The 22366-nt window shown below is 63.4% G+C and carries 20 protein-coding genes; 9 read left to right on the top strand and 11 right to left on the bottom strand.

Translation table 11 applies throughout. From position 1 onward, the window contains the following. Positions 1-91: 91 nt before the first annotated feature. Positions 92-2095, top strand: coding sequence for a PhoX family protein (locus BPNPMPFG_RS22285; RefSeq protein ID WP_258590813.1), 2004 nt, complete (start codon positions 92-94; stop codon positions 2093-2095). Positions 2096-2156: 61 nt separating this feature from the next. On the opposite strand, the gene BPNPMPFG_RS22280 is transcribed toward BPNPMPFG_RS22285, so the two are convergent. Continuing rightward, a complete protein-coding gene (locus BPNPMPFG_RS22280; protein ID WP_258590634.1) occupies positions 2157-3101 on the bottom strand; it encodes an IS110 family RNA-guided transposase in 945 nt (314 codons plus the stop codon). A 315-nt stretch (positions 3102-3416) separates the two neighbouring features. On the opposite strand from BPNPMPFG_RS22280, the gene BPNPMPFG_RS22275 reads away from it, so the two are divergent. Beyond that, a complete protein-coding gene (locus tag BPNPMPFG_RS22275) occupies positions 3417-3641 on the top strand; it encodes a hypothetical protein (protein WP_258590812.1) in 225 nt (74 codons plus the stop codon). On the opposite strand, the gene BPNPMPFG_RS22270 is transcribed toward BPNPMPFG_RS22275, so the two are convergent. Together BPNPMPFG_RS22270 and BPNPMPFG_RS22265 are read right to left on the bottom strand one after the other, a co-directional pair. Next, complete coding sequence (locus BPNPMPFG_RS22270; protein ID WP_258590811.1) at positions 3633-4826, bottom strand: flavin-containing monooxygenase; 1194 nt, start codon at positions 4824-4826, stop codon at positions 3633-3635. The two genes, BPNPMPFG_RS22275 and BPNPMPFG_RS22270, sit on opposite strands and share 9 nt — an antisense overlap. Before the next feature lie 213 nt (positions 4827-5039). Then, positions 5040-5165 (bottom strand): hypothetical protein, encoded by a 126-nt coding sequence (locus tag BPNPMPFG_RS22265; protein WP_258590810.1) that lies wholly within the window; start codon positions 5163-5165, stop codon positions 5040-5042. Here BPNPMPFG_RS22265 and BPNPMPFG_RS22260 point away from each other — a divergent pair. Then, positions 5164-6201: a phosphatidylglycerol lysyltransferase domain-containing protein gene (locus BPNPMPFG_RS22260; RefSeq protein ID WP_258590809.1), complete on the top strand. Its 1038-nt coding sequence runs from the start codon at positions 5164-5166 to the stop codon at positions 6199-6201. The two genes, BPNPMPFG_RS22265 and BPNPMPFG_RS22260, sit on opposite strands and share 2 nt — an antisense overlap. A 269-nt stretch (positions 6202-6470) precedes the next feature. Here the strand turns inward: BPNPMPFG_RS22260 and BPNPMPFG_RS22255 are convergent, their stop codons facing one another. Continuing rightward, the gene (locus tag BPNPMPFG_RS22255) at positions 6471-7232 is read right to left on the bottom strand and encodes an ABC transporter permease (RefSeq protein WP_258596860.1); all 762 of its coding nucleotides are present in this window, start codon (positions 7230-7232) and stop codon (positions 6471-6473) included. A 14-nt stretch (positions 7233-7246) separates the two neighbouring features. After that, entirely contained in the window at positions 7247-8173 is a 927-nt protein-coding gene (locus BPNPMPFG_RS22250; RefSeq protein WP_258590808.1) for an ABC transporter ATP-binding protein, read from the bottom strand. Between the two features lie 240 nt (positions 8174-8413). Between BPNPMPFG_RS22250 and BPNPMPFG_RS22245 the strand changes: the two genes are divergently transcribed. Together BPNPMPFG_RS22245 and BPNPMPFG_RS22240 are read left to right on the top strand one after the other, a co-directional pair. Next, positions 8414-9775 (top strand): cytochrome ubiquinol oxidase subunit I, encoded by a 1362-nt coding sequence (locus BPNPMPFG_RS22245; protein ID WP_258590807.1) that lies wholly within the window; start codon positions 8414-8416, stop codon positions 9773-9775. 350 nt (positions 9776-10125) lie between these two features. After that, positions 10126-11130, top strand: coding sequence for a cytochrome d ubiquinol oxidase subunit II (locus BPNPMPFG_RS22240; protein WP_258590806.1), 1005 nt, complete (start codon positions 10126-10128; stop codon positions 11128-11130). A gap of 59 nt (positions 11131-11189) precedes the next feature. Here the strand turns inward: BPNPMPFG_RS22240 and BPNPMPFG_RS22235 are convergent, their stop codons facing one another. Continuing rightward, positions 11190-13778, bottom strand: coding sequence for a helix-turn-helix transcriptional regulator (locus BPNPMPFG_RS22235; RefSeq protein WP_258596858.1), 2589 nt, complete (start codon positions 13776-13778; stop codon positions 11190-11192). Between the two features lie 222 nt (positions 13779-14000). On the opposite strand from BPNPMPFG_RS22235, the gene BPNPMPFG_RS22230 reads away from it, so the two are divergent. Further along, on the top strand, positions 14001-14273 hold the full coding sequence (locus tag BPNPMPFG_RS22230) for a DUF4242 domain-containing protein (protein WP_258590805.1): 273 nt from the start codon (positions 14001-14003) through the stop codon (positions 14271-14273). A 34-nt stretch (positions 14274-14307) separates the two neighbouring features. Next, complete coding sequence (locus tag BPNPMPFG_RS22225) at positions 14308-14520, top strand: hypothetical protein (protein ID WP_258590804.1); 213 nt, start codon at positions 14308-14310, stop codon at positions 14518-14520. Positions 14521-14733: 213 nt separating this feature from the next. Here BPNPMPFG_RS22225 and msrA read toward each other — a convergent pair whose 3' ends face one another. From msrA to BPNPMPFG_RS22200, 5 genes are all read right to left on the bottom strand, one after another. Further along, positions 14734-15471 carry a peptide-methionine (S)-S-oxide reductase MsrA gene (msrA, locus tag BPNPMPFG_RS22220; protein WP_258590803.1) on the bottom strand — a complete coding sequence of 246 codons (738 nt, stop codon included), beginning with the start codon at positions 15469-15471 and terminating at the stop codon, positions 14734-14736. A 173-nt stretch (positions 15472-15644) separates the two neighbouring features. Next, positions 15645-15962, bottom strand: a complete 318-nt coding sequence (locus tag BPNPMPFG_RS22215) for a hypothetical protein (protein WP_258590802.1) — start codon at positions 15960-15962, stop codon at positions 15645-15647. Positions 15963-16093: 131 nt separating this feature from the next. Beyond that, complete coding sequence (locus BPNPMPFG_RS22210; protein ID WP_258590801.1) at positions 16094-16792, bottom strand: DUF1223 domain-containing protein; 699 nt, start codon at positions 16790-16792, stop codon at positions 16094-16096. Positions 16793-17066: 274 nt separating this feature from the next. Continuing rightward, positions 17067-17354, bottom strand: coding sequence for an endonuclease domain-containing protein (locus tag BPNPMPFG_RS22205; RefSeq protein ID WP_319945948.1), 288 nt, complete (start codon positions 17352-17354; stop codon positions 17067-17069). 187 nt (positions 17355-17541) lie between these two features. After that, positions 17542-18609, bottom strand: coding sequence for a TadE/TadG family type IV pilus assembly protein (locus BPNPMPFG_RS22200; RefSeq protein ID WP_258590800.1), 1068 nt, complete (start codon positions 18607-18609; stop codon positions 17542-17544). 543 nt (positions 18610-19152) lie between these two features. Here BPNPMPFG_RS22200 and lepA point away from each other — a divergent pair. Beyond that, positions 19153-20958 carry a translation elongation factor 4 gene (gene lepA / locus BPNPMPFG_RS22195; protein ID WP_258590799.1) on the top strand — a complete coding sequence of 602 codons (1806 nt, stop codon included), beginning with the start codon at positions 19153-19155 and terminating at the stop codon, positions 20956-20958. 47 nt (positions 20959-21005) lie between these two features. Beyond that, a complete protein-coding gene (locus BPNPMPFG_RS22190) occupies positions 21006-22172 on the top strand; it encodes a DNA cytosine methyltransferase (RefSeq protein ID WP_258590798.1) in 1167 nt (388 codons plus the stop codon). The last annotated feature ends 194 nt before the right edge of the window (positions 22173-22366 follow it).

Here is a 22366-nt window from a genome sequence, read left to right as displayed (position 1 = left end):
CTCGCATTGTCACGAAAATGTGATCGGCCGACTGTAAGGGGTTTGAGCAGGCAATACGCTCCAGCCACCCCTAAAGCCAGAGGCAAGCCAGATGACCGAACACCGCTCTCTCGACGCCAAATTCCGCACCAGCCTGCTCGAGGAAAACGACGGCCCGGCCAGCAATCCCACCGACAACCGCACCATGGGCGAGATCATCGCCGCCCGGTTCTCGCGCCGTGGTTTCCTGAAGGGTTCGCTGGCCGTCTCTGCCATCGCCGCCACCGTCGGCCCGCTGGCGCTGGTCAGCGCCGACCAGGCCCGGGCCGCCGAAGGCTCCGCCTTCGCGTTCGACGAGCTCGAAGCCGGCATCGACGACAAGCACCATGTCGCGCCTGGCTACGATGCCGATGTGCTGTTGCGCTGGGGCGATCCGCTGTTTGCCGATTCGCCGGAGTTCGACCCGACGAAACAGTCGGCGCAGGCACAGGCAAAACAGTTCGGCTACAACAACGACTATGTCGGCTACATCCCGATCGACGGTTCGGCCGAACACGGCCTGCTGGTCGTCAACCACGAATATACCAACCCGCATCTGATGTTCCCGGGCATCGTCAAGATCGTCGAGAAGGACGGCAAGAAGTCGGCCGAAGTCGCACCGCTCAGCAAGGAGCAGGTCGATGTCGAGATGGCCGCGCATGGCGGTACCATCGTCGAGATCCGCAAGGTATCCGGCAAATGGCAGGTGGTGCGCGACGGCAAGCTCAACCGCCGCATCACCTCCAGCACCGAAATGGCGCTGTCCGGCCCGGTCGCCGGCCATGACCGCGTCAAGACCAATGCCGACCCGTCCGGCACGAAGGTGTTTGGCACCGTCAACAACTGCGCCGGCGGCGTCACGCCCTGGGGCACCTATGTGATGGCCGAGGAAAACATCCACGGCTATTTCTCCGGCGACTTGCCGGAAGGCCACAAGGAAGCCGCCAACTACAAGCGCCTCGGCATTCCCGAAGGCGCCTATGAATGGGCGGCACATTACGATCGCTTCGACCTGGCCAAGGAGCCGAACGAGCCCAACCGTTTCGGCTGGATCGTCGAGGTCGACGTCAACGATCCGACCTCGACGCCGAGGAAGCGCACCGCCATGGGCCGCTTCAAGCACGAGGGCGCCGAATCGATCGTCGCCAAGGATGGCCGCGTCGTCTTCTATCTCGGCGACGACGAGCGTTTCGACTATGCCTACAAGTTCGTCACCAAGGGAATTTTCAACGCCAACGACCATGCCGCCAACAAGGATCTGCTCGACGACGGCACGCTGCATGTCGCCAGGTTCGCCGAGGATGGTACGGTCGAATGGCTGCCGATCGTCTTCGGCCAGGGCCCGCTGACCACCGAGAACGGCTTTGCCAGCCAGGCCGACGTGCTGATTGAGACACGCCGCGCCGCCGACCTGCTCGGCGCCACCAAGATGGACCGCCCCGAGGACATCCAGCCCAATGCCGTCAACGGCAAGGTCTATGTCATGCTGACCAACAATTCGAAGCGCAAGGCCGACCAGGTCGACGCCGCCAACCCGCGCGCCGGGAATACCTTCGGCCACATCATCGAGATATCGGAGGACGGCGGCGATTTCACCAGCACCAAGGGCAAGTGGGAAGTGCTGTTGAAATGCGGCGATCCGGCGGTTGCCGATGTCGGCGCCACCTTCTCGACGGCAACGACGGCCCATGGCTGGTTCGGCATGCCCGACAATTGCGCGGTCGATTCGGCCGGCCGCCTGTGGGTCGCCACCGACGGGCAGGGCCCGAAAGCCACCGGCCGCACCGACGGCCTGTGGGCGGTCGACACCGAAGGTTCGGCGCGGGCGACCTCGAAGCTGTTCTTCCGCGTGCCGATCGGCGCCGAGATGTGCGGCCCGCTGTTTACGGCCGACGATCAGACCGCCTTCGTCGCCGTTCAGCATCCGGGCGACGGCGGCGAGGACTGGGAAGCGTTCGGCCGCCCGTCCTATTATGAGGATTTGTCGACGCGCTGGCCCGACTTCAAGCCCGACATGCCGGTGCGGCCCGCGGTCGTCGCCATCACCAAACAGGGCGGCGGCAAGATCGCGGTTTGATTGTAGACGTTGGCGCTGCCCCTCATCCGCCTGCCGGCAGGCAGGTGAGCAACTGTGTTTGTCAGGGTCGGGCTGGGTTCCACGGTTCGTTGTTTCGGATCATGGCACTGAGGATGGTCAGTATCTTTCGCGCGACGGCGATGAGAGCGACTTTCGGCGCCTTGCCGTTTGCAATGAGGCGCTGATGGAAAGCCTTGAGCACAGGATTGGAGCGACTGGCGGTGAGTGCTGCCATGTAGACCACCCTGCGCACGTCATGACGGCCACCCCAGATGCTGCGCTTGCCTCGGAAAGTGCCGGTGTCGAAGTCGTAGGGCGCGAGGCCGGCAAGGGCTGCGATCTCTCGTCGCGAGGCCTCACCAATCTCGGGAGCCAGAGCAAGCACGGTGTGGCTGAACACTGGGCCGGCACCGCAGAAGGACTGGATCAGGCGATCCCTGGCCGCGAGCGCTGGCTGGCTGGCGACGAGTTCGGCCATCCGTTTGGCAAGCAGAGCGATATCGAGCTCGATGCGCCGCAGCCGCCGGGTGAACATGCGCTTGACCGTCGGCTCGCGTATCTGCTCGAGCTGGTTGGCGAGGCTGACCTTGTCGTCGCTGAGCTGCCTGCGGGCAACGACCAGATCGGCGAGTTGCTCGGCGATTGGGTCACAGCGCACCGGCCGGGTCGGCAGTTCGGCGGTGTAGCGCGCAATCAGCAGCGCATCGATGCGATCGTTCTTGGCCAGCCGGCCAAGGGCGCGGGCATAGTGGCGCAGCTTGTGCGGATTGACGTTCCTGGCCGGCAGGTTCGCCTTGCGCAGCGCCTTGGCCACACCGCGCTCATAGCCGCCGCTCGGCTCCATGCCGATGGCGCGCACATTGCGACCCGTCAGCCACTTGATCAGCTCGGCCCAGCCGTCCTTGTCGTTGTCGAAACGGGCTCGTTCTAGCGTCTGAAACACCGACACATCGAGCCACCACTTGGCGACGTCAATACCGACGTCCTGAACCGTCTCTTCAGCCATCTCCTCAATCCCTTCCTTGTGTGCGGGGGCTTGCCCCTTGCAACTGTTCGGGTTCACAAAGAAGGCGGTCGGGCCCCAGCTCACCTACGGTTTAGGCCACCTGAGGGGCGACGGGCTCTCGACCGCCGCCACGAACCGGAACATCCACCGGTTCGTGGCACCCTCCATTATGCATATTCCAAACACACAAGGGGTAGCGCAAACGCCTGGATAAGTATGTCGGCCGTGCCGATGCGATTTGTCCTGGCTCAAGCCTCGGGAAAGATTGTCAATTTAGGAAGGGCGCCCTAGCTCCTCCCTAAGGAGACCGTCGCCATGCCGAAGTCCGTCTATGACCGTGGCTTGCTCAAGCCTGCCGATATCGCCAAGCTGCAGCGCGTCTTCGACGAAGCCTGTCGGCGGCGCGAGGCACTTCCCGATTCGGCCGACGCGCGGGAAATCGCCCTTAACCTGCTTGCGCTTCACAATGCCGGCATGGTCGACGAGGACATGCTGATGGAAGCCGTCGGTTTCCGGCGGCTCGAACCGAAATCAGCCTGAGGCACCAGATTGGCGGGAGACGCCGGCGGAGCCAATCCGTTTGGCGATCGCCTTGGCCATGATGCTGGCATTGGCGAAGCAGCCGCGAATGCTCGGCCGCATGCCGGTGAACCACAGGCCGGGCAAGTTCGGATCGGCTTGCCCGCCGTTGAACAGCGGAACGCCCTTGCTGTCGAGGACGCCGAGCTTGCCGACCATCTGTTCCAGCCCGGTGCGGTAGCCCGTCGCGGCAATGACGATGTCGGGATGGATCAGGTTGCCGTTGGCCAAAATCACACCGTCGCGGGCGAACTCCCGGATGGCCGGCACGACGATGATCTTGCCCGACTTGATGGCGCTGACGGCGCCATCGTCGGCGGCGATGGCGGTGTAATCCGAGGTCAGGCGGCTGGCGCCGCCCGCAGGCGCGGGCGGCATGCCGAATTTGGTCAGGTCGCCGAAAACCAGGCGCTGCGTTGCCGCGATCGCCGCATCGGCGACCCGCAAGGGCAAGCGCGCCATGAACGGCGAGAGCCGGTGCACGGCGATCTGGCCAATGCGCTTGGGTAGGAGGGCGGGGCCATTGCGGGCCGACAGCCAGATGGCGGCCGTGTCTATGTCGGCCAGATGATTGAGCGCGTCGAAACCCGAATTGCCGGCGCCGACGACCAGCACTTTCTGGCCGGCATAGTCCTTGGCGTCACCGAAATCCGCCGCGTGAACGATACGGCCCGCGAAACCCTTCATGCCTTTCCATTCGGGAATGAACGGCTGCCTGTCGCGCCCGGTGGCGATGACGACATGGCGGGCCAGGCGCGGTCCGGCACTGGTCAGCACCGCCCAGTGATCACCCTCGAAGGCGATCTTTTCGACAGCAACCCCGAACTCCACTGGCAGCCCATGCGTCTCGCTGAACTCGTTGAGATGGCGGATGACCAGGGTCCGGTGCGGGAATGCCGGCGTGCCGGCGGGATAGCTGACGCCGGGCAGCGAAGACAAATCGCGGTGGGTGTTGAGATGCAGCTGCCGGTGTCGCCGGTGCCAGGGCTCGGCCAGCCGGCTTTCCTTTTCCAGGATCGCCGTCGGCACGCCGGCCTTCATCAAGGCGTACGCCGCGGCCAGGCCAGCAGCACCGGCGCCGACGACGATTGCCGGTTCGACTGTCACCGGCCGACCCGTCATCCGTCTGATTGTCGTATCAGCCATTCACTCTCGAGTTCCCTGTTCGACCGTCGCGCCAAAACGCGCAGGACGCTGTAACCGTTTGATCCCGCGCAGGATCCATACAACAAACCACCGCCGATTTTCGAGCCATACGCCGGGCCGCGGTTGCGCACTATATGGCATATGCGCGATATCAGCGATAATCAGGTCGCGGCAATGTGATTGATTCGAGGCCTGGGGGTTGGCGGGTCTCTGTTATCCCCCACGCGCATGCTCGAAATCGAGTTCGATTTTCGAGGTCATGCGCAGAATCAAAGTGTACAGCACCTTTGCGCGCCCAGGACGCGTGGCGCTGTAGGCGGTACCCGGAATCTCGACCATGCCCTCCTTGCGGATCTATTTCGACAAAATCCTGGAGGCCGCGGCGCCCAAGGTGGCGCGTCAGGCGTTGACTCATGTCGAGCGCCTGGCGCTTGTGCGCCGCCATGGCGACTTCTCGCTTGCTTACTCCACCGCGGTCCAGGGCAAGCTTTCCTATTTTGGCGACGCCGACGGCTACATCGCCTTCGGCAGCAAGATGAAGCAGCATTTCGCGCTCGGCGATCCGGTGGCGGATCCAATGCTGCGGCCCGATTACATCAGACGCTTCGTCGAGACCGCCGGCAGCCCGTGGTTCGTGCAGATTGGCGAGGAGACGGCACGGGTGCTGGCCGAGCTCGGCTACAAGGTCAATCGTCTCGGCATCGACACCCGCCTCACCTTGCCCGACCATGACTTTTCCGGAAAGCGCAACGAGACCGTGCGCTATTCCGAGCGCTGGCTGTTGAAGAAGGGCTTTTCGTTCGACGAGGACAAGCGGACCATCCATCTCGACGAAATCGCCCGGCTCTCCGAAAACTGGCGCGGCGACCGCATCGTCAAGCGCTGGGAGATGGGCTTTCTCAACCGCCCGTTTGCCGACCATGTCGGCACCGACATGCGCCGTTTCGTCCTGCACGGCCCCGATGGCGGACTGGTCGCGCTGCTCGACTTCGACCCGCTGTTTCGCAACGGCAAGGTCATCGGCTACACCACGGCGTTCAAGCGCAAGCACATCGACGCCTCGCCGCATGCCGAGATCGGCCTGACCAAATTCGCCGTCGACCGCTTTCGCGAGCAAGACATCTCCGTGGTCACGCTTGGCCTGTCGCCGATGCTCGACGTTGGCCCGAGCGGATTTGCCGAAAGCGATTTCTGGCGCAATGCCTTCCAGCGCGCCTACTCTTCGCCATGGGTCAACCGCCGCAGGTTCAACCTGCAGGGCCAGGCGGCGTTCAAACGCCGCTTCCACGGCGTCGAGGAGCCGGTCTACATCGCCTTCCGCGAGGGGACCTATTTCGAGATGCTGGGGCTGCTGCGGCTGCTCAAGGCGATTTGACAGGGCCTGGGTTCCTCGCCCCGGAGAAGCGGGGCAGTTGCAGAGGCTTTCGCCCTACGAATACCCCCACTCCTAACCCCTCCCCACAAGGGGGAGGGGGATTCCGTAGGCGCTGATCTCGGTAAATTGCCGACGTTGACGCCAAAGAGGAAGAGCGCGGCAGCTTCCCTCCCCCTTGTGGGGAGGGTTAGGGTGGGGAGTCCTTCTTCGCAAAAATCCGTATGCGATTGCCTTGCCATGAAGCGGGGGGAGGTGGCCCAGTGAAGCCATCAGTTCCTTAGCCGATAACCCGTCCTGAAGATCCAGGCGACGATCGCGATGCAGGCCAGCAAAAAGACGATCGTCATGCCGAGGCTGACGCCGACCGAGACATCGGACTTGCCGTAAAAGCTCCAGCGGAAGCCACTGATCAGATAGACGACCGGGTTGAACAGCGTGATCGTGCGCCAGATTTCGGGCAGCATGTTGATCGAATAGAAGCTGCCGCCGAGGAAGGTCAACGGCGTGATGATCAAGAGCGGCACCAGCTGCAGCTGCTCGAAACTCCTCGCCCAGATGCCGATGATGAAGCCGAACAGGCTGAAGGTCACCGCCGTCAAGACCAGGAAGGCGACCATCCAGAACGGATGCAGAATGGTCAGCGGCACGAACAGCGAGGCAGTTGCCAGGATGATCAAGCCGAGGATGATCGACTTGGTCGCCGCGCCGCCGACATAGGCGATGACGATCTCCAGATAGGAGACTGGCGCCGACAGAAGTTCGTAGATCGAGCCGACGAACTTCGGAAAATAGATGGCGAAGGAGGCGTTGGAGATCGACTGCGTCAGCAGCGACAGCATGATCAGCCCCGGCACGATGAAGGCGCCGTAGCTGATGCCGTCGATCTCGGTGATGCGCGAGCCGATGGCCGAGCCGAAGACGACGAAATAGAGCGATGTCGAGATGACCGGCGAGACGATGCTCTGCAGCACGGTGCGGAAGGCACGCGCCATTTCCATCCGGTAGATCGCCCATACCGCGCGAAGATTCATGGTGGCGCGCAGGCTCATGGCTCTCTCCTCACCAGATTGACGAAGATCTCCTCGAGCGAGCTGTTTTGCGTGTCGATGTCGCGGAACTGGATGCCGCCGGCCTCGAGATCGCGGATCAGCGAGGCGACGCCCGGCCGCTCGGCCTGGTTGTCATAGGTGTAAGTCAGTTGCCCGCCATCCGGCGACAGCTCCAGCGCGTAGCGCGAGAACGCCTCCGGTATCGCCGTCAGCGGGCTGCGCAGTTCCAGCACCAGCCGCTTGCGGCCGAGCTTGCGCATCAGTTCGGCCTTGTTCTCGACCAGGATGATCTCGCCGCGGTTGATGACGCCGACGCGGTCGGCCATCGCCTCGGCTTCCTCGATATAGTGGGTGGTGAGGATGATGGTGACGCCATCCTCGCGCAGCCGGCGCACCATCGCCCACATGTCTTGGCGCAATTCGACGTCGACGCCGGCGGTCGGCTCGTCGAGGAACAGGATGCGCGGCTCGTGCGACAGCGCCTTGGCGATCATCAGCCGGCGCTTCATGCCGCCCGAGAGCGTAATCGCCTTGGCATCCTTCTTGTCCCATAGGGAGAGATCACGCAGCACCTTCTCGACGAAGGCCGGGTTGGCCGGCTTGCCGAACAGGCCGCGGCTGTAGCTGGCCGTCGCCCAGACGCTCTCGAAGGCGTCGATGGTCAGTTCCTGCGGCACCAGGCCGATCAGGCTGCGCGCTGCGCGGTAGTCCCGGTTGATGTCGTGGCCGTCGACGGTGACGGTGCCCGACGAGCGGTTGACGATGCCGCAGACGATCGAGATCAGCGTCGTCTTGCCGGCGCCGTTGGGGCCGAGCAGCGCGAAGATCTCGCCGCGCTGGATATCGAGATTGACTTCCTTGAGCGCGGTGAAGCCGGTGGCGTAGGTCTTGGAGACCCCGGAAATGGACAGGATGGAGGACATGGCTGAAAACGGCTGCCTGAAAGAGGTCCCCTGATATAGGCCGAATGTCGGTGCGTGCAACCGGAAGTCAATGCCGCTGCTGCCAGTTCTCGACAATCGTTGCGGGTCCCGCCGCCTGTCCGCGTGGTGATACTTTTCCCTGATCTGCTGCGACAACGCGCCCCGCGTGACGCCACGCCGCTTTGACCATCGCGCGCGACAGGCCTATCCTCCGCGCATTAGAAGCAGCCGGAGCCCGCCATGGACCCGCTCATCCTTTCGCGCATGCAATTCGGCGCGAATATTTCGTTCCACATCCTGTTTCCGACGATCACCATCGCGCTTGGCTGGGTGCTGCTGTTCTTCAAGCTCCGCTACAACAAGACCAACGATTCCGCCTGGATGCGCGCCTATTTCACCTGGGTGAAGGTGTTCGCGCTGTCCTTCGCCATGGGCGTGGTGTCGGGCGTCACCATGAGCTTCCAGTTCGGCACCAACTGGCCGGGTTACATGGAGAAGGTCGGCAACATTGCCGGACCGCTGCTGGCCTACGAGATCCTCACCGCCTTCTTCCTCGAAGCCGCCTTTCTCGGCATCATGCTGTTCGGGTTCCGCCGCGTCTCCAACCGCATCCACACGCTGGCGACGGTGCTGGTTGCCGGCGGCACGACACTGTCGGCCTTCTGGATCATCGCGCTGAACTCCTGGATGCAGACGCCGGCCGGCTTCGAGATACGCGATGGCGTGGCGCATGCCGTCGACTGGTGGGCGATCGTCTTCAACCCGTCGATGCCCTACCGCCTGGTCCACATGCTTTTGGCCTCCGGCCTTACGGTGTCGTTCCTGATCGCCGGCCTGTCGGCGCTGCGCTATCTCTACGGCGACCGTTCGGAATCGATGTGGAAGGCGCTGCGCACCGGTGTCTTCACCGCGGCGATCCTGATCCCGATCCAGATCTTTGCCGGCGACCAGCACGGGCTGAACACGCTGGAGCACCAGCCGCAGAAAATCGCCGCCATGGAGGCCAACTGGAACACCGGCCCCAACGTGCCGCTGGTGCTCTTTGCACTGCCCGACGAGGCCGCCAGGGAAAACAGGTTCGAGATTGCCATTCCCGACGGCGCCAGCCTGGTGCTGCGGCACAGCACCAGCGGCGTGGTGCCGGGGCTGAACGACTATCCGGGCAACCATCCGCCGGTCTTTCCAATCTTCTGGAGCTTCCGCATCATGGTCGGCACGGGACTGCTGATGCTTGCAGTTTCCTGGTCGGCGGCCTTTTTCCTCAAGCGCCGGCACAGCCTGCCCAAGCCGCTCGCCCTGCTGATGGTGCCGATGGCGCTGTCGGGCTGGCTGGCGACGCTGGCCGGCTGGTACACCACCGAGATCGGCCGCCAGCCCTGGCTGGTGACCGGCGTGCTGAAGACCGCCGACGCGGTCGGCCCGGTGGCTGGCAGCCATGTCGCGCTGACGCTGGCCATCTACCTCATTCTCTACGTGCTTTTGTTGATCGCCTATCTCGGCGTGCTGGTGCATCTGGCGCTGAAGGCGGCGAAGGACGGCGATTCATCGCCGCTGCCGGGCGTGCTCAACGCGCCGCTGTCGCAGCCGGCCGCAGGAGAGTGATTTCCGAACCGAAGATCAGGATAGTGTCCGATTCGCGGAGATATCATGCAGACAGATAGACGATCGCTTCGGCTTGGTTTGGCACTGCATCCGGACATCGGCTCTGCCCCTCACCTGCCTGCCGGCATCCTCTCCCCGTATAGTGACGGGGAGAGGGGCGCTGTTGCCGCCGGTTTCGCCAACCACCAGCGTTGCAGAATAGGCGTCGAGATTGCGGCCGGCTCCCTTCTCCCCGTCGCTATACGGGGAGAAGTGCCCGGCAGGGCGATGAGGGGCGGCACCGACGTCGACAACTGGTCTGTCCATCCGATCACAATCCGATTGAACGGCTGGCGAGTAGGAGAAGAAAAATGACCTTCGACTGGCCGACCGCACTCCCCCTGATCTTCGCTAGCTTGATGGGCCTCGCTATTTTGATCTACGTCATTCTCGACGGTTTCGATCTCGGCATCGGCATCCTGTTCGCCGCCGCTGAAGACGCCGAGCAGGACACGATGATCGCGGCCATCGGTCCGTTCTGGGACGCCAATGAGACCTGGCTGGTGCTGGCCGTCGGCCTGCTGCTGGTCGCCTTCCCGCTGGCGCACGGCGTCATCCTCACCGCGCTCTACATTCCGGTGTTCGTGCTGCTGGTCGGGCTGATCCTGCGCGGCGTCGCCTTCGATTTTCGCGCCAAGGTGCCGACCGAGCGCAAACACCGCTGGAACCGTATTTTCTTCCTGGGTTCCGTCATCGCCTCGCTGGCGCAGGGCTATATGCTAGGCGTCTATGTGCTCGGCCTCGACGTGGGCTTCAGCGGCATGGCGTTCGGCGTGCTGGTGGCGTTCTGCCTTGCCGCGGCTTATGCGGCGATGGGCGCGGCCTGGGTGATCTACAAGACCGAGGGCGACTTGCAGAAGAAGGCGGTGCGCTGGCTGCGCACCGCACTGGTGGTGACCGCGCTCGGCATGGCCGCCGTGTCGCTGGCGACGCCCTTCGCCAGCCCGCGCATCTTCGACAAATGGTTCGTCTGGCCCTCGATGCTCTATCTCTCGCCGCTGCCGATCCTGTCGGCGCTTCTGTTCCTGTGGCTGTGGCGGCAGACCTTCCATCTGCCCAGGCCCGACGACCGTCATTCGCTGACGCCCTTCCTGACGCTGGCCGCCATCTTCGCGCTCGGCTTTGCCGGTCTCGCCTGGTCGTTCTACCCGTTCGTGGTGCCCGATCGTCTGACCATCTGGCAGGCGGCCTCGGCGCCGGAAAGCCTGGCCATCATCCTGGCCGGCACGGTGGTCGTGCTGCCGGTCATCATCTTCTATTCGTTCTATGCCTACCGGGTGTTCGGCGGCAAGGCGACCGACCTCACCTACGACTGAGGTGTACTGATATTCAGCCGGCCGACCTGATCTCGACACCCTCCCGGCGGGATGCAGCTTCAGATCAGCCCCGAGTCGCGTGCCGCCGCCGTGGCCTGGCCACGGGAGATGGCGTCCAGTTTGCCCAGAACCGCCGAGACATGGTGATCGACCGTCTTCGGCGAAATAGCGAGGTGGTCGGCAATCCGCTTGTTGGAGAAGCCGCGCTCGATCAGCTGCAGCACTTCCATTTGGCGCAGGGTCAGCCCGGCGCTGTTTGCGCGCGTGGTGCGGCGCGGTCCCCGGGCGATGTGATTGACACCGTTTCGCCGCATGAGGTCGCGCACGTGCTGGGCGACCGGACTGGCGCCGAGGTTTTCGAATATCCCGAGCGCCGAGCGCTGCGCCGCCTCATCGCCCTGAACCAGGGCAAGCCCGCGTTCGAAGGGAGCGCCCATCGCGGCCCACAAATCCGCCGCCCCCTGCCAGTCGCCAGTCAGAAGCATCCGGTAGGGCGCGGCCATGCCTGACGTGTCACCGGGGCCGATTGCGGGCACCAGCAAACGCCGCCAGCTGGCCAGTTCGGCGAAGACCGCCGGCTTCGGCGAAAGGCTTTCGGCAAGGTCTATCAGCCGCAGCGCCTCGTCCTTTTCCGCCTCACCCAGCCATGCCTGTTCGGCGACGACCGCCGCATAGGGCAGCAGCCTCTGCAGCTCAGCCCCCTTTTCGAGAAACCGCTTCATTTCCGCAAGAAGCGGCTCGGCTGAAGGATCGCCGCGGCGCAGGCGCAATTTCGCCAGAGCCACCAAGGCGGGATAGCGCACCAGCGCGGCTGCATGGTCGTTGGTGACGACTTCCAGCGCTTCGGCAGCCGCCTCGTCCCATCGTCCGTAACGCAGCAGCAACTGCGCTCGCACGCCGCGCATGTAGTCACGCCAGGTCGCGAGGTCGTTCTCGACGCAATAGTCGATGCCGCGATCGAGAAAGGATCGAGCCTGGCCGTAGTCCAGCTGGTTCATTTCACTGCAGGCGCAATTGGTGAAGGCACGCGCCGCGTGTTCCTGGAAATTCTGCTCGAGCGCGATTTCAAGACTGCGGGCAAGGTGCCGCCGCGCGCTGGCCAGGTCCAGCCATTGTTCGGCGGCGCCGACATTGTTGAGTGCGTGGCAGACGATGTCCGGCCGGTCCAGCTGTTCGGCGAGCCTGATCGCCTTGTCGCCCAGCGACAATGTCTCGTCGAGCCTTTCGGCCAGCATCGCCAGCTGCGAGAGATTGGAATAGGCCATGGCCAGCTCCGGCCCGGCCGGGGCGGTCTCCAGCAACGCGACCGCCTGGGCGCCAAACAGGTCGGCGGCCTGACGGTCGCCCATCAGATAGGCGAAGCGCGACAGGCATCTGAGGCTGTCGCCTTCTTTCAGCGTATTGCCCAGGGCCTGCTGCAGCGCGCGCGCCTGTTGCTGAGCCTCGATGGCCTCGGCGATCCGGCCAATCAGGTGGCATTCGAAGGCATGGTTCTCGTAGAGACCGGCGCGCTCTTCCAACGGCAGGCCGTCGGCCTGTCGCAAGGCGACCTCGTAGTAGCCGGCGGCATCGCGATGCGCGCCGATGCGGGAGGCCTCCCGGGCGGCGACCGGCGCCAGTTCGCGCACCGCCTCCAGATTGTGCGCCTCGACCGCGTGGTGCACCAGACGCGCGGTGGCAATGTCGCCCTTTTCGAGCAGCGCTGTCAGGGCGCGCTGGTTGAACGCTCGTCTGTGGCTTGTCGTCAGCATCGTCTCGATGGCGCTGCGGGCAATTTCGTGGCGGAAGGCATAGAAGTCGCCCAGATCGTCCAGCAGGCCATTCGAGACGCATTCCGCCAGCTGGCCCGCGCTGGCCACGCCGCACAGGCCCTGCAGGGCCCAGGCATCGGCCCGTCTTGGGAACACCGACACCGCGTCGAGCATCGAGCGGGCGCCGGCCGACAGGCGTTCGGCGCGCGCGAGCACCGCATCGCGCACGCTGGCCGGCAGCGCCGTTTCATTTTCGGCGCTCAACAGTTCGGTGACGAAAAAGGCGTTGCCGGCCGTGGCCCGGTAGATGGCATCGCCGTCGCGGCCGGCGGCAGCGGCGAGCGACAGCACAGCTGCTTCGCTCAAAAGCGGCACGTCGATGCGCGCAACGCTGCCCGACGGAATTTCACCCAGCGCGCGGCGCACGCGCATCTGCCCCTCGCTGCGATCGGTACGTGCCGTCACCAGCAGCAGGATATGGGTGCTGGCAATGCGCCGGCCGAGAAAGCGGACGAAGTCGAGTGTCGCGTCATCGGCCCAGTGCAGGTCCTCGATCACCAGCAGCGTCGCGTCCATCCTCGCCTCGAAAACGTCAAGCGCGTCGGAGAACAGCGGCAGCCGCTGTCCCTGCCGGGCGTCGACCGCCTGCGGCATCGCCCATTGCGCCTCGCGTGCAAGATCGTAGAGCGGCCCGAGCGGATCGGGGATCGACAGGTCCTCGCAAGCGCTGCGGAAGATGCGCGCATCCTGGCCGGCACCGCCGATGAAGGCATCGACAAGCGCCGACTTGCCGGCGCCCGCCTCGCCCGACAACGCCGCCACATGACCATGGCCGCGCGCGGCTTCCGCCAGAAGGCTGGCCAGTTGCGACAGCTGTGTCTGCCGTTCCAGAAGCATGGTCATTCGCTCATGGTGATCCTGGTTGCCGCCGCACCCCAGTTCGCCCGCCAGGATAGCCCGGCTCGGTATCTGCTTTGTGGCTCCAGCACTGAACGTCGTTAACATGGGGAATCGTCCCGCCAAACATGGGGAAAGGCTCCGATGCGCGTCTTTTGCCAGCGTGATCTTTGTCCAACCGCGCTCGGATCGAGCGTGAAGCACTGGAAAAGGAAACTTCCCATGCCCCGTTACCTGGTTGAACGTACATTTCCGGACGGCCTCAACGTGCCGATGAACGAAGCCGGCGCCGACGCGCTGGGCGGCGTCATCATGCGCAACGCGGAGAAAGGCGTGACCTGGGTGCAGTCCTTCGTGTCGCCCAACAAGAAGCACACCTTCTGCGTCTACGACGCGCCCTCACCGGAGGCGATCCGCAGCACCGCCCAGATGAACTCGCTGCCGGTCGACAAGATCACGGAGGTGAGGGTTCTCGAACCCTACTTTTACCGCTGATGAAGATCCGATCGCCCGAGGCGGCAATGGCGACATGCCGGCCGGTGTCGCGGCACCCGCCATGGCAAACAGCGGCCGCGCGCCCTCCTTGCCCGGCCGTCTATGGCGGATCGCGTCGGCGCTGCCCGCGCAACTGCTGGGCAAGCGGCGGTTGCCACCGGAAAACGACCATCTGAGGCACGATATCGGCTTGCCCGAGCGGAAGACGCGACGGGACTGGCGAGATTACGACCGGTGGGATCGCTGATGATCCTGGCGGAAAAGGCGTAGCTGAGGGCGCGAGGCACCCCCCTCTGGCCTGCCAGCCATCTCCCCCTCAAGTGGGGAGATTGGCAGCTTCGCTGTCCCGCTCACCTTACAGCGTTGACAACTGGCGAAAGCGGCTAAGTGCGTAATCTCCCCCCTTGAGGGGGAGATGCCCGGCAGGGCAGAGGGGGGCGCTGTCCCGCCGACGCCGGCCTCAATTGCTCGCCGACAGCACCAGCACCGGCTTCTCGCTGTACAGCGCCGGGAACAGCTGCTTCAGGTTCGCCACCTTGGGCAGGTCGTTGTAGACGATGTAGGGATAGGTCGGGTTGAGCGTCAAAAAGTCCTGGTGGTAGTTCTCGGCCGGATAGAAGGTCTTGCCGGTTTCCAGCGTGGTGACGATCGGCTGGGGGAAGACCTTGGCCTGGTCGAGCTGGGCGATGTAGCTCTGCGCGATCTTCTTCTGCGCGTCGTTTTCGGCAAAGATCGTCGAGCGGTACTGCGTGCCTGAGTCCGGCCCCTGGAAGTTCAACTGGGTCGGATTGTGCGCGACCGAGAAATAGACCTGCAGCAGCTGGCCGTAGGTGACCTTCGAGGGATCGTAGGTGATCTCGACGGATTCGGCGTGGCCGGTGCGGCCTGAGCCGACCGTCTCGTAGACGGCGGTGTCCTTGCTGCCGCCGGTGTAGCCGGAGATGGCCTTGCTGACGCCCTTGACGTGCTGGAATACGCCTTGCACGCCCCAGAAGCAGCCGCCGGCGAAGATCGCCTTCTCGCTGCCGCTGGCCGCCTTCTCGTCCATTGCCGGCGGCGGGATGACCACCGCGTCCTCGGCGGAAACCGCCGGGGTGAGCCAGAAGGCGGCGCCCGCGGCGGCAAGGGCGAGTGCGGCGAGCGCGCTCCTGAAAAAGTTCGACTGGTGTCTGGCGGCTGGTTTTTGAATGTCGGTCATGGCTGAGCTCCTGTGACGTCCATGGGGATCAATCTATTGGATTAGGTACGAGGGCGCGACGAACGAGTTGCCAGGGCGCGTCACATTCACGTGCGCCGGCCCGCGCGCCAGCAAGGTCTGCCCCGGGGCTGGACAGGGAAGGCCCGCCAGGGACAGAAGGCCACGGACCAAACTCAATTGGCCGGAGCCATGGCGTCCGCCGCGGGCTTCATCGCGTCGGCGGCGGGTTTCATGGCATTAGCCGCCGGCTTCATGGCATCCGCTGCCGGTTTCATGGCATTCGCTGCGGGTTTCATAGCGCTCGTGCTCGTCGCGTCGGGTGCCATCGCATCGGCCGCGGGTTTCATCGCGTTGGCGGCGGGCTTCATGGCGTTGGTCGCGTCGTCGGCGCGGGCAATGCCGCCGGCCAGCAGCGCCGTCGAGCACAGAGCGAGAGCGAGCGCCGGCAGCGTCAGGCGGGCCGACGATGTCAGCCGAGAAAAAGTGGTCATGATGGTCTCCTTGGGGTTGGTCGTGATGGCGCGCCCTCTTGGCGGCCGGGCTCTCGCATCACCACTCGCGCGGCGCTGCGCAGATCGTTGTTGGAGCACGATCCCGTTGAAGTCCGTGCTCCGTTGGAACTTCAGTTGGTCGTGGCGGCCAGGATCGGGCCGCCGCCGGGCGACTGCACCAGCACGGCGGTGCTGAGCCCGTTCGCGGCCGCCGGCACATCCAGTGCGGTGGCGTCGCCGGTCCAGCTGCCCAGCTTCTTCAGCGAATGCACGACATTGGCGTGCGGCAAGGTGCGGCCGGTGTTTTCGCCGCGCGCCACCGGCACCTGGACGACGCCCTTGGCATAGCGCACCAGCCAGACATCGGCCCGGCCAGAAGGGGCCGAGCCGGCGCCGATGCTGACCTTGCCGCTGCCAAGCGACAGTGACGGTCCGCTGATAGGGCGGGCACTCGAGATCAGGTGCTGGATTTCGCCAGGTGCCGCGCCGACGACGTCGGCATGGCCGTTGACCACCACTTGCGGCGTGAACGGACCGTCATGACCGAGCGCGGGCTCGTAAGCGACCTGGCGCTGGGTGAATTCCTGCTTGCCGAACGTGTCCTTCCAGCCGAGATAGTCCCAGTAGGTGACATTGAACGACAGCGCCAGCACGCCGGACTGGTCCTTGACCTTGATCAGATTGGCGTTGGCCGGCGGGCATGACGAGCAGCCCTGGCTGGTGAACAGCTCGACCACGGTGAGCGGCTGGGCCGCGGCCGCCCCGAGTGACACCGCGAGCGCAAGTGCGCCCAGGCTGGACAGTACGACAAGCTTGCAGGATCGCGACATCGGCTTGCTCCGTGGGTGACGGCGCCCGGATGCGCCGCTCATGTCCCCACTTCGCCGCCGCCACGGGCTTCGTTACAGCGCTCACCGGTTTGTGATCGTGTCGCCGGCGTTCTCCCTTCTCCCCTTGCGGGAGAAGGTGGATCGGCGCGCAGCGCCGAGACGGATGAGGGATGTTGGAAGGAATGAGGCGTCGGCGTCTTCTGGAATACCCCTCATCCGACCTCGCTTCGCGAGGCCACCTTCTCCCACAGGGGAGAAGGAAAGGGCGCGCCATTTACCGCCACGGTTGCAAACTTGTATCCCTCACATAGGCGATGATAGTGTCACAAACTGCGTTCAAGTCCTTTAGAACATCGTCGTTCCAGAAGCGCAGAACGCGAAAGCCACTCGCCTTCAGTTCCGCGTCGCGACTCCGGTCGGAATCCGAGTCCGCGTGCTGGCTGCCATCGATTTCGATGATCAGGCCTGCTTCCAGGCAAACGAAATCGGCAATGTACTTTCCAAAAGGAACCTGGCGCCGAAATTTTATCCGGTCGAGCCTGCGGTCGCGCAGCTCATGCACAGCCTGCCCTCCGCCTCGGTCATTTCGCGCCGGAGTGAACGGGCAAAGCCGCGTTTGGCCGGAGGGACAGGTTGATGTGGCATGGAGTCAGATTAGCCGGCCGTTGCGCTCCGTCCAGCACCCCTCATCCGTCTCGGCGCTTCGCGCCGATCCACCTTCTCCCCAGGGGGCGAAGGTAAAGAGCATCTTACTGCGTCAGCAGCGTTTGGTTGGCCCGCTGGTTGAAGGCGCATTTGCCGGTGACATTGTAGAAGAAGTCGGCGTTGCTGACAGGCGCCGGCACGGGGCTGCCGCCGTCCTCCCAGGCCTGGTAGCCTGTCGTGCCGCAGGGCACGATGCCGAAGATGTCGACGACCTGGCCGGTCGGGATCTCGACTGGGGGGATGTTCGGGTCGTTCGAGTTGTAGAGCCGGTTGGAGGTGGTCGGGTCGTTCGACAACAGCTTTTTCGGGTTGCCCGACGGCACGTCCATCTGCAGATAGAGGCCGCCCATCTGGCTGACATCGATCACCGCGCCGGAGCCATTGGGCGGAAACATCGTATTGACACAGTAATATGTCGTGCCATTCGCATCGGTCGTGGTCACCGCCCCGACAGGCTTGGCGCCGCCGACGGTGCAGACCTGCTGCTGGACCATCGTGGTGATGTCCTGGCCGCCCGAATTGGTGATGGTGTTGACGGTGGTGGTGCCGTAGCCTTTCGGATCCCCGGTTTTGCCATAGGTATAGACGATCGTCATCAGCGGCTTGGCCACCGTCGCACCGAATTGCGTGCCGTAGAGCGTCATTGTCTTATTCCACCAGCCCGACACCCCGGTGACCTTGAAGGTGGCCTGCACCAGCGCCGGGTTCTTGCTCACCGCCGATGCGACGGAGACCGGCACGGTGTTGATCCTGGCGATCTGCATGAAAACGGTCGGCATGGCGAAACTCGCCGTGGCCTGCGCGGTAGCGGTGCCGTCGGCGGCAACCACGAAGCTGTTCAGCGTCGCGGCGGCCCCCGCCGGTGCACCGTTGGCGGCGAAGGATTGCTGGAGCGCCACCTGGCGCTGCGGCAGCGTCGAGTTAACATTCATCGTGGTGATCGACAGGATCCCGGCATCGAGGGCTGCCTGCATGTCCGACCTGGTCTGGACGGCCGAGGTGTAGTCGACCGAAAAGCCGATGGCGGCGATAATCGGAACCATACTGAGGATGAGGATCGGCGCGAACGAACCGCTCCTCGACCTGACAAACCTGCCTGCTAACCCCCGCATGTCTTGATCCTTATAAAGGAATATCTCTCCCGGCTAACATGACAGTCACAAATTATGCTCTAACGCACTTGGTTAAAATTTATCGATTTTCCGGGAAATCGCCTGATAAAGCCGACAAGTGCCAAAGCTTGCTCCGGCGGCGGATTGGGCAATCGCATATGAAAATTGTGAGATGGTTGCCCGGCACGTCCCTGACCCCTACCCCTCAAGGCAGGGCAATGGCATATGGGAAGCCGAGGTTTTCGCCCTACGAATACCCCCACCCCTAACCCCTCCCCACAAGGGGGAGGGAGACTCTCGTAGGCGCCGATCTCGGCAAACTGCCCAAGTTCGACGCCGAATATGATGGACAAAGGCGCGTGGCCGCATTCCCTCCCCCTTGTGGGGAGGGTTAGGGTGGGGGTACCTCATAGGGCGAAAGCCTCAGCTTCCTTGCGATTGCCCTGCCGCAGCGGGTGCGCAGCTTGCCCCGCTGATGTGCCGCTTGCCCCGGCAGCGGCTGTGCCGCTTGCCGATACTACCGGCCCCTGCTAAACGCGCGCCATGAGCACGCCCCTCGACCATATCCGCAATTTCTCCATCGTCGCCCATATCGACCATGGCAAATCCACGCTTGCCGACCGGCTGATCCAGCTGACCGGCGGGCTGGAGCTGCGCGACATGAAGGAACAGGTGCTGGACTCGATGGACATCGAGCGCGAGCGCGGCATCACCATCAAGGCGCAGACGGTGCGGCTGAAATACCACGCCAACAATGGCGAGGACTATATCCTCAACCTGATCGACACGCCCGGCCATGTCGACTTCGCCTATGAAGTATCGCGCTCGCTCGCCGCCTGCGAGGGCTCGCTGCTGGTCGTCGACGCCTCGCAGGGCGTCGAGGCGCAGACGCTGGCCAATGTCTACCAGGCGATCGACAACAACCACGAGATCGTCGTGGTGCTGAACAAGGTCGACCTGCCGGCCGCCGAGCCCGAGCGCATCCGCGAGCAGGTCGAGGAGGTGATCGGCATCGACGCGTCCAACGCCGTGCTGATCTCGGCCAAGACCGGCTTGGGCATTCCCGATGTGCTGGAAGCGATCGTCCACCACTTGCCGCCGCCGCGCGAGGGCGATGCGTCAGCACCGCTCAAGGCCATGCTGGTCGACAGCTGGTACGACGCCTATCTCGGCGTCATCGTGCTGGTGCGCATCATCGACGGCGTTTTGAAGAAGGGCCAGACCATCCGCATGATGGGCACCGGCGCAAAACACCTGGTCGAGCGCACCGGCGTGTTCACGCCGGCCCGCATCAATGTCGACGAACTCGGCCCCGGCGAGTTCGGCTTCTTCACCGGCTCGATCAAGGAAGTGGCCGACACCCGCGTCGGCGACACCATCACCGAGGACAAGCGCCAGACGGCCAAGGCGCTGCCCGGCTTCAAGCCGGCGCAGCCGGTGGTGTTCTGCGGCCTGTTCCCGGTCGACGCCGCCGATTTCGAGGATCTGCGCGCCGCGGTCGGCAAACTGCGCCTCAACGACGCTTCCTTCTCTTATGAAATGGAAACCAGTGCCGCGCTCGGCTTCGGCTATCGCTGCGGCTTCCTTGGCCTCTTACATCTGGAAATCATCCAGGAGCGGCTGGAGCGCGAGTTCAACCTCGACCTGATCGCCACGGCGCCGAGCGTCGTCTACCGGCTGCTGCTCACCGACGGTTCGATGAAGGAACTGCACAACCCGGCCGACATGCCCGACGTGGTGAAGATCGCGGCGATCGAGGAGCCATGGATCCGCGCCACCATTTTGACGCCCGACGACTATCTCGGCGGCATTCTAAAACTCTGCCAGGACCGGCGCGGCATCCAGGCCGACCTCTCCTATGTCGGCAAGCGCGCCATGCTGATCTACGATCTGCCGCTCAACGAAGTGGTCTTCGATTTCTATGACCGGCTGAAGTCGATCTCCAAGGGCTATGCCTCGTTCGACTACCACCTGACCGACTACAAGGAAGGCGACCTGGTGAAGATGTCGATCCTGGTCAATGAGGAGCCGGTCGACGCGCTGTCGATGCTGGTGCACCGCACGGCGGCGGAAAGGCGCGGCCGGCAGATGTGCGAGAAGCTGAAGGAGCTGATCCCGAACCATCTGTTCAAGATCCCGATCCAGGCCGCGATCGGCGGCAAGGTCATTGCCCGCGAAACCATCTCGGCGCTGCGCAAGGACGTGACCGCCAAGTGCTACGGCGGCGACGTCTCGCGCAAGCGCAAGCTGCTGGACAAGCAGAAAGAAGGCAAGAAGCGGATGCGGCAGTTCGGGAAAGTGGATATTCCGCAGGAGGCGTTCATTCAGGCGCTGAAGATGGGGGATTGAGAAAATTTTTGCTCGAGTTTCTTTCCCGACCCGACTAAGATGCAAACATGATTCGTGAAACCGATTCCCTCCGCGTCGTGAGCTTATTCAGCGGGATTGGCGGTTTCGAAAAAGGCCTCGAGAAGGCAGGCTTTAGTACGGTGTTAATGTGCGAGTCGGACCCTGTCGCCAGGGCGGTCCTCGCCCATCGATTTCCTGATATCGAACTAGCGCCAGACATAACCACTCTCGGCTCACTCCCGGATTGCGATATCGTAACTGCTGGTTGGCCCTGTCAAGACATTAGCCTGGCGGGAGGCATGAGGGGACTAGGGGGGGATCGCTCGGGCCTCATCAGCGAAGTATTTCGCCTAATTGCAGCAAGCGATCAAAAACCAGAATACGTCCTTTTGGAAAACGTCGCATTCGCCCTCGATTTGCATAAGGGGGAGTCGGTCAGATATGTGACGGCGCAACTTGAACAATTGGGCTACCGATGGGCCTATCGGATACTTGATACGAGGTCCTTCGGGCTTCCACAGCGCCGCCGCCGTTTGTTCGTTTTGGCTTCGTTGAATCACAGTCCCGAGACCATTCTATTTGATGGGATTGAGGAGCAACGGCCTCCGGTTTTAGAAGAACCGAAGATGGTTGGATTTTATTGGACTGAAGGAAATCGCGGCCTCGGATGGTCGCCCGAAGCAATACCACCACTGAAGGGCGGTTCAGGTCTTAGCATCCCGTCGCCGCCCGCTATCTGGAATCGTGAAACCTCAAATTTCATCTCACCAGGAATCGAAGATGCCGAAAGATTGCAGGGGTTTCCTGTCGATTGGACGGAAGCCGCAGATCCTTTTCCAAAGGGCGTTCGGCAACGATGGCTGTTGACAGGCAATGCGGTGAGTGTTCCAGTCGCCGAGTGGATTGGCAGCAAAATCGTTGCCTCAGACCCTGTCGCTAACGATGGCTGGACGACTATAGTTCCAGGAGAGCGATTGCCTCGAGCCGCCTATGGCGGCCCCGAAAGAAAAATGACAGGTCTCGCCGTAACTGGTGAAGGACCCGCCTCCTCAACAATAATTCTATTAAGCGACTTTGGATTGCACGCGCCAAAACCCGTATCGAAGCGAGCGATTGCAGGGTTCACTCGTCGCTTTGAAGTAGCTCCGCTTAGAAAGAACCAGGAGTTTATGGAGGACCTGCGTTGTTATTTGGCCCTTGCGGAAGCTGCTTAAGATAGCCCTGAGAGTCACGATAGGCTTCAAGCGCTGAAATGTAAGACACCATAAATTTCCGAACGCGATCTAACATATCCAAAAGGTCCTTCGCCAGCACCTCGCCTCCTGCTTCTGAAAAGGATTCAAGACCGTGGGCCAGGGCGTTGCGACGTTCACGCACATTATCGAGGTCGCTACCACCTAGTGGTTTC

This window comes from Mesorhizobium sp. AR07 (genome assembly GCF_024746815.1).
In the GTDB taxonomy this organism is placed as follows: domain Bacteria; phylum Pseudomonadota; class Alphaproteobacteria; order Rhizobiales; family Rhizobiaceae; genus Mesorhizobium.
This window is presented reverse-complemented; position numbering and strand designations above follow the sequence as displayed.